Annotated in this window: 14 protein-coding genes; 6 read left to right on the forward strand and 8 right to left on the reverse strand. The window is 54.8% G+C overall.

What is annotated here, in order from left to right:
• Positions 1-11 precede the first annotated feature (11 nt).
• A complete protein-coding gene (locus OES20_15000) occupies positions 12-890 on the forward strand; it encodes a DMT family transporter (protein ID MDH3636007.1) in 879 nt (292 codons plus the stop codon).
• Here the strand turns inward: OES20_15000 and OES20_15005 are convergent.
• From OES20_15005 to gatC, 6 genes are read right to left on the reverse strand one after another with little or no spacing between them, the layout of a single operon-like run.
• Positions 887-2,989, reverse strand: a complete 2,103-nt coding sequence (locus OES20_15005; GenBank protein MDH3636008.1) for a DUF294 nucleotidyltransferase-like domain-containing protein — start codon at positions 2,987-2,989, stop codon at positions 887-889. The genes OES20_15000 and OES20_15005 overlap by 4 nt on opposite strands.
• Before the next feature lie 3 nt (positions 2,990-2,992).
• On the reverse strand, positions 2,993-3,739 hold the full coding sequence (locus OES20_15010; GenBank protein MDH3636009.1) for an SDR family oxidoreductase: 747 nt from the start codon (positions 3,737-3,739) through the stop codon (positions 2,993-2,995).
• Positions 3,740-3,781: 42 nt separating this feature from the next.
• Complete coding sequence (locus OES20_15015; protein ID MDH3636010.1) at positions 3,782-4,114, reverse strand: hypothetical protein; 333 nt, start codon at positions 4,112-4,114, stop codon at positions 3,782-3,784.
• A gap of 6 nt (positions 4,115-4,120) precedes the next feature.
• On the reverse strand, positions 4,121-5,557 hold the full coding sequence (gene gatB / locus OES20_15020) for an Asp-tRNA(Asn)/Glu-tRNA(Gln) amidotransferase subunit GatB (protein ID MDH3636011.1): 1,437 nt from the start codon (positions 5,555-5,557) through the stop codon (positions 4,121-4,123).
• Positions 5,554-7,005: an Asp-tRNA(Asn)/Glu-tRNA(Gln) amidotransferase subunit GatA gene (gene gatA, locus OES20_15025; GenBank protein ID MDH3636012.1), complete on the reverse strand. Its 1,452-nt coding sequence runs from the start codon at positions 7,003-7,005 to the stop codon at positions 5,554-5,556. Before gatA ends, gatB begins: the two co-directional genes overlap by 4 nt.
• Entirely contained in the window at positions 7,005-7,292 is a 288-nt protein-coding gene (gene gatC, locus OES20_15030; protein MDH3636013.1) for an Asp-tRNA(Asn)/Glu-tRNA(Gln) amidotransferase subunit GatC, read from the reverse strand. Before gatC ends, gatA begins: the two co-directional genes overlap by 1 nt.
• A gap of 212 nt (positions 7,293-7,504) precedes the next feature.
• Here gatC and OES20_15035 point away from each other — a divergent pair, with 212 nt between their 5' ends.
• The 4 genes from OES20_15035 to rnd are packed head-to-tail and all read left to right on the forward strand — an operon-like array spanning position 7,505 to position 11,040.
• Positions 7,505-8,551: a rod shape-determining protein gene (locus tag OES20_15035; GenBank protein ID MDH3636014.1), complete on the forward strand. Its 1,047-nt coding sequence runs from the start codon at positions 7,505-7,507 to the stop codon at positions 8,549-8,551.
• 22 nt (positions 8,552-8,573) lie between these two features.
• Positions 8,574-9,392 carry a rod shape-determining protein MreC gene (gene mreC / locus OES20_15040; protein MDH3636015.1) on the forward strand — a complete coding sequence of 273 codons (819 nt, stop codon included), beginning with the start codon at positions 8,574-8,576 and terminating at the stop codon, positions 9,390-9,392.
• 1 nt (position 9,393) lies between these two features.
• Complete coding sequence (gene mreD / locus OES20_15045; GenBank protein ID MDH3636016.1) at positions 9,394-9,873, forward strand: rod shape-determining protein MreD; 480 nt, start codon at positions 9,394-9,396, stop codon at positions 9,871-9,873.
• A 6-nt stretch (positions 9,874-9,879) separates the two neighbouring features.
• Positions 9,880-11,040 carry a ribonuclease D gene (gene rnd, locus OES20_15050; protein MDH3636017.1) on the forward strand — a complete coding sequence of 387 codons (1,161 nt, stop codon included), beginning with the start codon at positions 9,880-9,882 and terminating at the stop codon, positions 11,038-11,040.
• A gap of 132 nt (positions 11,041-11,172) precedes the next feature.
• On the opposite strand, the gene OES20_15055 is transcribed toward rnd, so the two are convergent.
• Positions 11,173-11,577, reverse strand: coding sequence for a flagellar basal body-associated FliL family protein (locus OES20_15055; protein MDH3636018.1), 405 nt, complete (start codon positions 11,575-11,577; stop codon positions 11,173-11,175).
• 65 nt (positions 11,578-11,642) lie between these two features.
• Here OES20_15055 and OES20_15060 point away from each other — a divergent pair, with 65 nt between their 5' ends.
• Positions 11,643-11,873: a BolA/IbaG family iron-sulfur metabolism protein gene (locus OES20_15060; protein ID MDH3636019.1), complete on the forward strand. Its 231-nt coding sequence runs from the start codon at positions 11,643-11,645 to the stop codon at positions 11,871-11,873.
• Here OES20_15060 and OES20_15065 read toward each other — a convergent pair.
• A complete protein-coding gene (locus OES20_15065) occupies positions 11,870-13,567 on the reverse strand; it encodes a diguanylate cyclase (protein MDH3636020.1) in 1,698 nt (565 codons plus the stop codon). The genes OES20_15060 and OES20_15065 overlap by 4 nt on opposite strands.
• Between the last annotated feature and the right edge of the window lie 45 nt (positions 13,568-13,612).

The following is a 13,612-nucleotide window of genomic DNA, read 5'->3' on the forward strand; positions in this document are numbered from 1 at the left end:
GTAGATTCGCAATGGTTACCCATTCAGCAAGCCTGTACCTTGCCGCGGTGTTGATCTGGGGCTCCACCTGGTTTGCGATAACATTTCAACTCGGAACGGTTGCTGCTGAAATCTCACTGGTTTACCGCTTTGGCCTGGCAGCGATAATCCTGCTGTTATTCTGTTTGTTCACGCGGCGCAAGTTACGCTTCACGGTGAGCGAGCATGGTTTTATTGCACTGCAGGGGTTGTTTCTATTCTCGAGTAATTACCTCGTATTTTACTGGGCGACATCGCTGCTGACCTCCGGCATTGTTGCGCTGCTGTTTTCCACGGTTATTTTGATGAACATCGTCAACGGTGCCGTTTTCATGGGCAGTCCGGTCCGACCGCGCGTCATGCTGGGCGCCTGTATTGGTATTGGTGGTATCGCAGCAATTTTCTGGTCCGAAGTCAGTTCGGTCGAAAATATTGCCGATACCTGGCGTGGGTTGTGGATGTGCCTGATCGCGACCTTCTTTGCCTCGATAGGCAATATTATTTCAGCGCGAAATCAGAAATCCGGTATACCGGTAGTGCAGACAAATGCCTGGGGCATGGCCTACGGCACGATGATCATGATCGTTTTCGCGTTGTTCAGTCGCGCCACGTTTAACTATGACCCCACTTTGAGTTACAGCCTCTCGCTGATTTATCTTGCGGTTTTCGGTTCGATCCTGGCGTTCGGATCATACCTTACGCTGGTCGGACGAATCGGAGCCGACAAGGCGGCCTATGCCGCGGTTTTATTTCCGGTCATCGCGCTGGGTCTGTCAACGCTGTTTGAAAATTACATCTGGACTTTGCAGGCGCTGCTGGGTTTCGCCATGGTGCTGCTTGGTAACTATATTGTGCTCTCACGGCAAAGTTAAATCCGTGCCAGCGGGTCTCCGAGTAGATTGGAAACGTTCGGCACCTGTTCCAGTGCCCATTTCAATTGATCGCGCGAGGCCGAGCCTAGCTGGCCCGGCGCGACGCGGTTCGACAGCGGTATCCCAGCTTCGAGATCGAGCAATTGTTGCTCCAGTATGGTATGGAAAATAATACGGTGGGCCTCGCTGAGGTTTTCCAGCGTGATCTGCATGTTATCGATTTCTGCACTGATTGCGGTGTAGCGCGCCGGCGTTGAGCGTGCGCGCAGACGATGCTTGATCGCCAGTACGCGTGCCGTCGAAAACAACGGCATGATGCCCCCCATTTTCAAATCCATGCGGCCATTGTCGAGTTTGAAGCGACCAAATAGTCCCAGTGGCGGCGAATTCTTGCAGGCGTTGATCGACATCAGCTTGATAAACAGTTTCGATTCGCTGCCCAGTTTAAAAGCATTGTCGAGGACGGCATCGGCAAGCCCGGTATCGCCATGTACGCCGACCGCGTCGAAAAAAATATCACACTTCAGGATATCCTCGGGATTCTGGCGCCGTATCCAGGTTTGCAGCATGTCATGCCAGCCCGACAGCGATAGCCGCCAGTCGGGATTGCTCGCCATGACTTTTCCCTGGCAGTAGGGTACGCCCGCAGCATCGAGCATATCGGATACCTTGCGACCAAGTTCGGCAAACCACTGATCTTCAGGTCCGCCAGGTCCGCCCTCGGCGAATACGATGGCATTGTCCTGGTCCATCGCCAACAGGCTTTCTCCGCGACCGCCAGACCCGAGCACCAGCATGGCGTAGGGGCAGGGTGGCGGGGTCGACATTTCTCGCTCGGCCAGGATGCAGGCCTGGCGCGTCAGTGCACAGAGTTCGCGCGAAATCACTGCGGCCACGTCGCGGACGTCGACATCCTCTGCAACCAGGCTCTTGGCGACCAGTGCGATATTGCCCCATACGGCGGACATTTGCCCGGTACTATCGGCAGCGTCGATGTCGTCTCCCAGCAGTACCGCGTCATCGGCACGTTGGCGCAACAGGTCACGTGCCGACAGCGCGCCGATAATATTGCCATGGTTATCGTGTACTCCAAGGTGACGGACGTGCATGCGTTTCATGCGCGCGATGGCGCGGTAAACGAAGGCATCGGCAGACAGGCTTGCCAGTGGATAAACCGCAATATCACTGACCGGAAGTTCGAAAGCGGCAGCGCCAAGTTCACGAAACTTGCGCAGTAAATCCCGCTCGGTCACGATGCCCAACTTGTCACCGGTTTTCGCAGGATGTACGTAGACGGAGCTGACCTCTCGGTCGATCAGGGTCGCCAGCGCTTCGCGCAGGCTGATGCCGTGGTCAACGATCAGGGGCGGGCTGTTCATCAGGTCGCGCAGGCGATGCCGGTAGGGAAAGCTGTCGATTCGGGCCAATGCGGTGCGCGTGCTTTTCGCTTGCTGGATATCGAGCCAGCCGATCTGGGCCTCGCGAGTACTGGCCTCGCTGAAGCGTTCACAGGCTCTTTCGAGTTCGGCCAGCGTGCGAATCCCGCGCTCGCGTAGTCTCGGGATCAGTGCGACAAAAATTTCGGCGGTTGCAATCGCGTCACCCAGTGCGCTGTGACGGTTCCTGGTTTCAACGCCAATCCAGCCGGCTATAGTGTCGAGTGAAAAATCGGGCAGGTTGGGAGAGAGTAGATTGACCAGGAAACGTACGTCCAGACAACGTGGTGCAGACCATTCGAGCCCGGCAATTTCGGTTTCACGTTTCAGCATCGCCAGGTCAAAGCCGGTCGCATACCCGACCAGGACTGAATCACCGCGCCATTCGTCAAATGCCCTGACCACCTCGCTGAAGCCACTGGCATCAGATACATCAGCGTCGCTGATACCGTGAATGGCCTGGCTTTCGGGTGGAATCGGCACCCCGGGATTGATCAGTTGCTGGAAATTCTGGGTCTCGTCGACCTCGCCATGCACAATACGCACCGCGCCGAGTTGAATCATACGCGCGCTGCTGGTATCCAGGCCGGTGGTCTCGCTGTCGAAGGCGAGCGCATCCAGCGATAATAATGGGATCGACGCAGGATTATGCTGCTTCGCCATGTATTAACGGCCACCGGAAACGTCGATGAAACTGCCCGAGGTGTAGCTCGAGGCATCCGATAGCAGCCACAGAATTGCTTCAGCCACCTCGGCGGTATAACCGCCTCGCTGCATCGGTACACCCGCCTTGAGGCGATCGACCCGACCCGCTTCTCCGCCATCGGCGTGAATGTCGGTATAAATCAGGCCCGGCTTGACCGCGTTAACACGGATACCCTGGTCGCCCACTTCCTTCGCGAGTCCTATCGTCATCGCATCGATCGCGCCCTTGGCGGCGGCATAGTCGATATACTCGTGAGGTGCACCCAGGTCGGCTGCGCGTGATGACAAGTTAACGATAGATCCGCCCTTGCCGCCCGATCGGGTCGACATTCGATTGATTGCTTCCCGCGCACACAGGAAACTGCCGACGACGTTGGTTTCGAGAATGCGTCGCCAGCGCGCGGGCGACATATCGACAAGATCGCTTTGCGGTTCGAGGATGCCCGCGTTGTTGACCAGTCCGTCGAGTCGCCCCAGGTCGCGATCGATGGCACGGTACATGGCCTCCACTTCGGACTCGACGCCGACATCCGCCTGGTAGATGATTGCCTGGTGACCCCCTTCAGTCAGCGTCTCGAGCAATTCGCTGGCCGCTTGCTCGTTTCGTAAATAGTTGAGGCACAGCGAGTAGCCGTGCGCGGCCGCCAGGCGCGCGGTTTCGGCGCCGATGCCGCGACCTGCGCCGGTGATGAGTAATACTTTCGACATGGCGTTTGCCCTTCTTCCAGCAAAAACCAGGTTTTTGCCGGGTTACTGGTAGATCAGTTCAAGGGTCTCGGGCTCGTGTGCGCGATCACGTATCGCCTGCAGGCCCAGCACACCCTTGGTGTCTTGCCGAATTTCAATATAAATCTGGTCGCTGGTAACCTGCAGGTTTCCAACCAGCGCCAGCGCGTCGGCGTGTTGATTGTAAACGATAATCGCTCCGGGGTTGGCATCGAGACCGGCCTGCAGTTGATCCTGATCAAGACAGGTTTCACAATCGTCAGCACCCGGCATTAACAGTGCAACCAGGGGTTTGTCTCCCCGGTGTACGGCGCGGGTGATGATTTTATAACTGCAGCTGCGCTTGATCGTAAGCATGGCGTTTTACTTTAACTTTTTAAGCAGTAACACATTAACCTGTGCCGGATTAGCCTTGCCCTGCGACTGTTTCATGATCTGGCCAACGAAAAAGCCAAGGACTTTTTCCTTGCCAGCGCGGAACTGTTCGACCTGTTCCGGGTTCGCGGCGATGACCGCATCGATCAGGTTTTCAATGGCGCCGCTGTCGGTAATCTGTTTCAGGCCACGCGCCTCGATAATTTCATCGGCGCCACCTTGACCCTGCCACATCGCTTCGAACACTTCCTTGGCGATCTTGCCCGAAATTGTCTGGTCGGTGATACGAGCCACCAGCTGGGCTAGCATTACCGGTGTAATCGGTGCCGCCGAGATGTCGAGGCCGCTCTTGTTCAGAGCACCTGCGAGGTCGCCCAGAATCCAGTTGACAAGCGGCCCGGACAGTTCCGGGGATTCGGCGATCGCGGTTTCAAAATAAAGCGCGGTATCGCGATTAGCGGTTAACAGCTCGGCGTTGTAGTCGGACAGCTTGAGGTCATCGATATAGCGTTGTTTTTTCTCTTCGGGTAGCTCCGGCAGTTCGTCACGGATGCGCGCAATATCGTCGTCGCTGATGGTGACTGGTAGTAAATCCGGATCGGGAAAGTAGCGGTAATCGTTGGCCTCTTCCTTGCTGCGCATCGAGCGGGTTTCATCGCGCTCGGCATCGTAAAGCCGGGTCTCCTGCACCACCTGCCCGCCATCCTCGATCAAATCGATCTGACGTTCAATTTCAAAATTGATCGCGCGCTCGAGAAAACGAAAAGAGTTGATATTTTTAAGCTCGGCACGGGTGCCGAGTTCGCTTTCCCCCTTGCGCCGGACTGACACGTTAGCATCGCAACGATACGAACCTTCCTGCATGTTGCCATCGCATATTTCGAGGTAGCGCACGAGCGAATGAATTTTACGCGCGTATGCGACCGCCTCTTTCGCCGACCGCATATCCGGTTCGGATACGATTTCGAGCAGCGGCGTACCGGCACGATTCAGATCGATGCCGGTCTGATCTGGAAACTGGTCGTGAATCGATTTACCGGCATCTTCCTCGAGATGTGCCCGAGTAATCCCGATTTCCTTGTGCTCACCCTCGGCGGGGCTGATTGAGATATGCCCCTTGCCGACAATCGGTAGTTCGAATTGCGAGATTTGGTAACCCTTGGGCAGATCGGGGTAAAAATAATTCTTGCGTGCAAAAACCGAGTGACGATCAATCTCCGCGTCAATCGCAACCCCGAAGCGAATCGCCATGCTGACGGCCTCGCGGTTAAGTACCGGTAATACCCCGGGCATACCGAGATCGACCGCGCAGGCCTGGGTGTTGGGTTCGGCACCAAATGCGGTCGAGGCACCGGAAAAAATCTTGCTCACGGTTGCTAGTTGCGCATGAATCTCCAGCCCGATGACGCTTTCCCAATTGCTCATGGCCCTATATCCGGGGTTTGTAAATGCCAGTCGGTGACCTGTTGATAATGATGCGCAACCGCCAGTAAACCGGCTTCATCGAAATAGTTGCCGATCAACTGCATACCGACCGGCAATCCATCGACAAAGCCAACCGGTAGCGACATGCCGGGCAGGCCGGCGAGGTTCAGCGAAATCGTGTAAATATCCTGCAGGTACATGCTGACAGGATCATCCGTCTTGGCGCCGATTTCGAATGCGACATCGGGCGTGGTCGGGCCCAGGATCAGATCGACGTTTTCGAAAGCGTTTTGAAAATCATCCTTGATCATGCGCCGAAGCTGCTGCGCCTTGAGATAGTAGGCGTCGTAATAGCCGGCTGAAAGCGCGTAGGTACCAATCAGGATGCGGCGTTTAACCTCGGCACCAAAGGCTTCGCCACGTGATCGCTTGTATAGATCTTCTAGGTCCACCGGATTTTGGCAACGGTAGCCGAAACGCACGCCGTCGAATCGCGACAGGTTGGAAGAACATTCCGCCATCGCAATCACGTAGTAGGTCGGAATCGACAGGCCGGTATTCGGCAGCGAAATTTCCTTTATTTCGGCGCCAAGCTTGCGCAACTCCCCAATCGCCGTGTCGATAACGGTAGCCAGGCGACTGTCCAGGCCCTCGGCGAAATATTCTGTGGGTAACCCTATTTTCACGCCCTCGATGCCCTGTGAAAACCGGCCGTTGAAATCGGGCACTGGTTCCTCGGAGGAGGTTGAATCACGATGATCGAAACCGGCCATGGTTTGCAACAACAGTGCACAGTCCCCGGCGCTACGCGCAAAAGGGCCTCCCTGGTCGAGGCTCGAACCGTAGGCAATCATGCCGTATCGCGACACCCGCCCATAGGTCGGTTTGATACCGGTTACTCCGCAGAAAGCGGCGGGTTGTCGAATCGAACCACCGGTATCGGTGCCCGTGGCGGCGGGGGCGAGTCCTGCCGCAACCGCTGCAGCTGAACCCCCCGATGACCCGCCCGGCACGTGCTGGATATTCCACGGATTGGCCACGGGACCATAAAAGGAATTCTCATTGGAGGATCCCATCGCGAATTCATCCATGTTGGTTTTGCCCAGCATCACCGCGCCGTCACGCTTGAAGTGTTCGATCACAGTCGCATCGTAGGGCGCGATAAAATTATCCAGGATACGTGAGCCGCAGGAAGTTCTAATCCCGTCTGTGCAGAAAAGGTCCTTGTGCGCAATTGGCACGCCGTTGAGCGGACTCACGTCGCCGGCGGATCGCGCCGCGTCGGCCTGCCGTGCCTGCTCGAGCGCCAGCTCTTCGTTCACGCTGATATAGCAATTAAGTACCGGGTTGTGCTGCTGAATGCGTGCCAGGTACTCCTGGGTGATTTCGACGCTCGAAAATTCACCCCGGGCCAGACCCTGGCATATCCCGGTGACGCTGTCCGTCATTATTCAATCACCTTCGGTACCCGGTAAAATCCGTCGGCGACATCCGGAGCGATCTGCTGGAACTTGTCACGCTGGTTGGTTTCAGTGACTTCATCGCTACGCAGGCGCTGGCTCGCATCGAGTGGATTTGACAGTGGAGCGACCCCGCTGCTATCGACTGCATTCATTTGGTCAACCAGCGACAGGATGCTGGTTAAATCGTTTACGTAATCGTCAATGGCATCTTCATCAATATGCAGTCGCGCCAGGTGCGCAATGTTGCGGATGTCGTCGGATTTCAGGGTCATTTCAGGAAAATTCCACCGGGCCTGAGAAAAGCCCGCAAACTTACCACAATTTCACCGCTTGTATAAGCAAAAGACTGATTTTTAAGGTATTTCACCTTGTGAAAATGATATACCGTTGCTAGAGTATGTTAGATCTGCGTGAAAGTTACGCAGGGCTGGGAAATTTCGTGCAGACGCACTTCAAATATTATATAGCAGGTTAAAATCACAACATGTTTGGAGCTATCCGAGGCTTGTTATCCAATGATTTGTCTATCGATCTGGGAACGGCTAATACGCTTATCTATTCCCGTGGTCAGGGAATTGTTCTCAACGAACCTTCGGTAGTTGCAATACGCCAGGATCGTGGACCCGGTGGTCCGAAGTCGATCGAGGCAGTCGGTACCGACGCCAAGAAGATGCTGGGTCGGACCCCGGAGAATATCACCGCAAAACGCCCAATGAAAGACGGTGTTATCGCCGACTTCACCTATACCGAAAAAATGCTACAGCATTTCATTCGCAAGGTACACGAAAACCAGTTCATGCGACCCAGCCCGCGCGTGTTGATCTGTGTTCCCTGCGGGGCAACCCAGGTTGAACGTCGTGCGATCCGCGAGTCGGCGCTCGGTGCCGGCGCGCGCAAAGTCTACCTGATCGAAGAACCGATGGCGGCTGCAATCGGTGCCGGCATGCCGGTGGACGAAGCCCAGGGATCTATGGTTCTCGACATCGGTGGCGGAACCTCGGAGGTTGCCGTCATGTCACTGAATGGAATTGTCTACTCTGCCTCGGTGCGTATCGGTGGTGATCGATTTGATGACGCTATTATCAACTATGTGCGTCGCAACTACGGCATCTTGATCGGCGAGGCAACCGCCGAAAGAATCAAGGTGGAAATTGCGGCTGCTTATCCCGGCAAGGATTTGCTCGAAATGGAGGTCAAGGGCCGTAACCTGTCCGAGGGTGTACCGCGCAGTTTCACGCTTAACAGCAACGAAATTCTGGAAGCGCTGCAGGACCCACTCTACGGGATTATTTCCGCGGTAAAGAATGCACTCGAACAAACGCCCCCGGAACTTGGCTCTGATATCGCCGAACGTGGCATTGTGCTCACCGGCGGCGGCGCGTTGTTACGCGACCTCGATCGTTTAATCATGGAGGAAACCGGGCTGCCTGTCATTATCGCTGAAGATCCCCTGACCTGTGTTGCCCGCGGGGGTGGACGGGTGCTCGAAATGATCGATGAACATGGACTGGATTTCCTGGCGGTAGAGTAAAAGCACACCGGCCACTGTCTAAATGAAGACAATAATAGAGGTTCGTGGCGCAACACTACAGGCGCTGTTTCTAATCGGGCTGTGTCTCGCGATGATGTTCGTCGATCATCGCTTTCAACATCTCGAGATAGTACGCGCCAAGATTTCACTGGCGATTTCCCCATTAATATACATGGTCAGCTTGCCGGCAACCGGGGGCAACTGGCTCAGCGACTGGTTCACTTCACATACCGAATTACTGAAAGAAAACGAGGCACTCAGAGCGGAAGGCCGTATCCTCAACGCGCGCCTGCAGAAGTTCGAAATCCTGGCCGAAGAAAATGCGCGCTTGCGCAGCCTGCTGGGATCATCGCGCAAGATAGCCGATGATGTTATCGTCGCCGAGCTTTTATCGGTAGACCAGAATCCATATAGTCAACTCATCGAAATCAACAAGGGGAGCAGCGATGGGGTCGAGATAGGCCACGCCGTAATCGACGACTTCGGTATCATGGGCCAGGTCGTACACGTCAATCCACAATCGGCAACCATAATCCTGATTTCCGATCCGGAGCACGCGATCCCGGTACAGTTTATCCGCAGCGGTACGCGCTCGGTTGCGTTTGGCAGGGGCTCAACGCGCCAGCTCGAACTGCGCTACCTGCCAGCGACCGCGGATATCATGATCGATGACGAACTGGTCACTTCGGGCCTGGGCGGACGCTTTCCACCCGATTATCCGGTAGCGAAGGTTACCGCAATCAATGAAGACAAGGTGCGCGGATTCGTTTCGGTTCTGGCCGAACCGAAGGCACGGCTTGACTCCAGTCGCGAAGTGCTGGTTATCAAGCCCAGACAGTAACATGTCGCAGCTGAAATATCTGGTCATATACTTGAGTCTGCTGGTAGCGCTGGTGCTCATGATCCTGCCCTTACCTGACTGGGTGCAGATCTATCGACCGAACTGGATAGCGCTGACGCTGATTTACTGGAGCATGGCCCTGCCCAAGCGGGTCGGTCTGTGGTACGCATTTTTTACCGGCATTATTCTTGATACCTCCCTCGGAACCCTGCTGGGTCAACACACCCTGCCGCTGATCATTATCATTTATATCAACCTCAATCTTTACCTGCGCATTCGCGTTTTAGCGCTGGCGCAGCAAGCGATTTACATATTCGCATTACTGTTAATTGACCAGGTGATCGTTGTCTGGGTCGAGGGTGTTCTGGGTCGTCCAACACCGGTGCTGACTTTCTTCGGGGCGCCGTTTATCGGCATGCTGATCTGGCCATGGGTATTCGTGGTGTTGCGCGACATCCGTCGCAAAGCCTTGATGAGATAATCCATTTTGACTCGACAGCATGAATACGAATATATCGATAGCAATGCCAGGCTGGCCGAGTTTTGTGCCGGCCTGGGCGAAGCGGGCTATTGTGCGATCGATACCGAGTTCATCCGCGAGAGCACCTATTACCCCGAACTGGCGCTGATCCAGATCGCAAGCGATAAGCGTTTAGCCTGTGTTGATCCGCTCGCCATCGACGATTTTGCGCCGTTGGCCGAGTTACTGGTCAAGCAGAACCTGTTGAAGGTTTTTCATTCGTCTTCGCAAGATCTCGAAATCCTGTACCAGAAATTCGGAGCGGTGCCATCACCGGTATTTGATACCCAGTTAGCCGCCGCGGTGCTCGGTTACAACTACCAGATTTCCTATGCTGAGCTGGTGCAGCAGGTTACCGGGACGGCGCTCGATAAAAAACATACGCGCGCCAACTGGTTGCGCAGACCGTTGAGCCGGGATGAACTCGATTACGCGATGGACGATGTACGCTACCTGTTGGCGGTTTACGAGGAACTAAACCAGAAGCTCGAGTCGACGGGGCGCAGCAGCTGGATCGAAAGAGATTTGCGTGCTATGAGCGACCCGAAAACCTACCAGGTCGACAAGGCGGGGTTATGGCGGCGGCTCAAAGGGGTGTTGAAACTCAAGGGTGAAAAGCTGCAAATTGCGAGTGAATTGTGCCAATGGCGCGAGGGACTGGCGCAGCGCCAGAACCGACCCCGCCGCTGGATCGCCAAGGATGATGCGCTGATTGAAATAGCGCGCCAGAAACCGATTGACCTTAAAGCCCTGGTGCAAATTCCCGAGTTGAGTGATAAAACCGCCAAGCGCTATGGCGACGAGATATTGCAGATAATCGCGCATGCTGCTCAGGTTGACCCGGCACAGTGGCCACAGCATGACAGGTTTAAAAGTCTGAACAAGCAACAGCTGGCGCTGGGCGACTGCCTGATGGCTTTATGTAGGATGATCGCCGATCAGAACCAGATTGCACTCGCAACGCTGGCAACCCGCAAGGATATCGATAACCTGATTCTGAACTATAAAAGCAGTCGCCTGATGCAGGGTTGGCGTTTTTCGATGGCGGGTGAGCAGTTGCTCGAATTTATGCACGGCCAGTCCATCATCAGCGTGGATAACGAAGCGCTTAAGCTCGATCCCAAATAACCCATTCGCAGTCCCATCGATCAACACGGCATTAACGGTGCGGGTATCGGGATATCTTTGCGGGACGCTGCGCAGCAGGGAAGTTGCGCGCGAGCCTACAGTAGGAATTTGTGGAGTTGGGCCGCGAATGGATTACTGAACGAGAATACTGGAGAACAGGATTTCGCTGACCACCGCACTGCCGGAAAGGTCGGCAATTAAGGCCTGCACCTGTGATGTCGCTTGCAGACGGATTTCCTCGCGCCGGGCGGGTGATTTGATATCGCCTGCTTTTTGCTCGCTGAGCAGCATGATCAGGCTATGCCGAATCGCCGGCACATGTGTCTTGATGGTCTCTTCTGCGTCCGAATCACTGACCAGCACATCGGCGCTGAGCTGCAGAAAAGTGAGCCGCCTGGAGCCGCTCAGGTTAAGTACCATCGGATCACCCAGTGAAATATAGGCCGAGGCCGCCCTGGCTTCTGCCTCGTCATCTGCTGCATTTACCTGGGCGAATACCATCATTAGTATCGTTGCGCTTAAAATTAGCTTTTGCATGGTTATTCCTTACCTCTCATGTAATATAGTTTGTTTATTAAATTCTCGCTTCAAGTGCCCCGGTCATGACTCCAGAACATATTCAACAGTTAATCGCCTCACAGATGCCGGATGCGGCCGTTGAAGTCAGCGGTGGCGAAGGCAAGTTTGTTGCCAACGTCATCAGCGATGCATTCGAGGGCCTGTCCCCGATCAAACGTCACCAGCTGGTTTACGCCTGTGTCAACAATGAAATTGCTTCCGGTGAATTGCATGCATTAACCATTGTTGCTAAGACGGCTGCCGAGGCTGGCTAATCGGCAATAAACTGGCAATCACGCCCTGAATTCTTGGCCTTGTACAAGGCCTTATCGGCGCGTTCGTATATCGACTCGACATCATCACCGTCGCGGGTTTCAGTAATGCCTGCTGACAATGTCAGGGTTACCGGCTCGCCCTTGAAATGAAAACTACTGGCGGCAATGCCGGCACGCATTTTTTCCACCAACTTGCTCGCATTGTCCTGCGCGGTGCTGGTCAGCAACAATACGAATTCTTCGCCGCCGATGCGGAATACATAATCCGACTGGCGCACATAGGTCGTCATCAGCTGCGCAACAAGTTTCAATGCCTTGTCGCCCGCGTTGTGCCCATAGGTATCATTGATCCGTTTGAAGTGATCGATGTCGAGAATAACGTAGCTGAACGGCGTTTGGTAACGGGTCCAGCGCGCGAGCTCCTGCTGAATACGCTCGTCGTAGGCCATACGGCTATAAACACCGGTGAGCGCGTCATAAAGCAGTTTGGTGCGGTTCTCCTGCAGCATGACCTGTAATTCCTGAGTCTCCTGTTCCATCTGGGAGAGCTGCTCGGTGAGCTTCAGGTTGCGCTCTGCGGTTGCCTCGTGGCGCTCGTCAAAGCGTTCCGCAAAATCATCGACGCCACCACTGATATCGTCAATATTTTTTGAAATCTCGGACTTCAACTCCTGCAGGTCATTGCTGGATCGGGAGTTTTTCTGAATTAGCTCGATGCCTTCCTGCACAAAACCCTGTAACGATTTGGCATCCTCGTAATTGGACTCCTGGTCCTTCTGATCTTCATTGATGGCCTGGGTTACATCACCCAGCTGTTCGGTGACCTTGACAATAAAGTTTTCAAGCCCGCGTTTTTCCTGCTCGAGATTTTTAAGTGAGCTCGAAATCGAGTTAACGATGTCGTTCAGAGTATCGGTCCATTGTTCATCGTCAACGCCTTCGTGTACGCGGGTCTGGATCTCCTGGGTGGCGCTGTCTGCGCCTTGAATAAGCGCAAGTTTTTCGAGCAGAGTGGTCATCATCTGATCGGACTGAGCGCCGGTGGAATTCGAGTTGATTTGCGTGTTGATCAAACTGGCCAGGGCATTCAGTTCCTGCTCCCTTACTTCACCGGTATCACCCGTCAATGCGCGTGCCTTTTCTAAAGTGGATTCGTCGAGATCGAGTAACTGCAGTAACGGCAGGATAGAACTGGAAGATGTACCCTTGATGTTGTTACTGCCGAAATTTTCGTTGATGAGCACGGAAAGCTTCTGAATGTAAGCGCTTACCGAGTCACGATCATGACCGTTGGCGACCGAGATCAGCAATTCCGAGCAGATATCCTTCAACTGGCCACGTTGAGCTGCGTTAAAGTGAATGTTCTGCAGCAATTCAAGCATTAGCATGACGGGATCAGAACGACGCGATTTGGCGCCTGCTTTTGGATTTCCGAGCGACGCTACGATTTTAGCGAGCTGTGGTAGTGCCGCGGCAAGTTCATCGTCATGCTTATCCCGCGACAGCTCCTGTATGGTGCGTAACTGCTTGTCGAGCCCGGCATCGAGCCCTCGGCCGGCAATACTCAGGCGGCTGATCGCCATGCGCAGCAGCGTCTCGCATTGCACCCACTGCTGTTCGCGCGCCTCAAGATCCTTGAGTGCGTCTTGATATCTCGACTCCCAGTCGGTATTTTGTTCGACCTCGTGCAACATCGGTTCAGTATCCGTGTCCCTTCCCTTAACGGGTCCGGGGTGAAT

The organism is Gammaproteobacteria bacterium, assembly GCA_029862005.1.
Taxonomy (GTDB): domain Bacteria; phylum Pseudomonadota; class Gammaproteobacteria.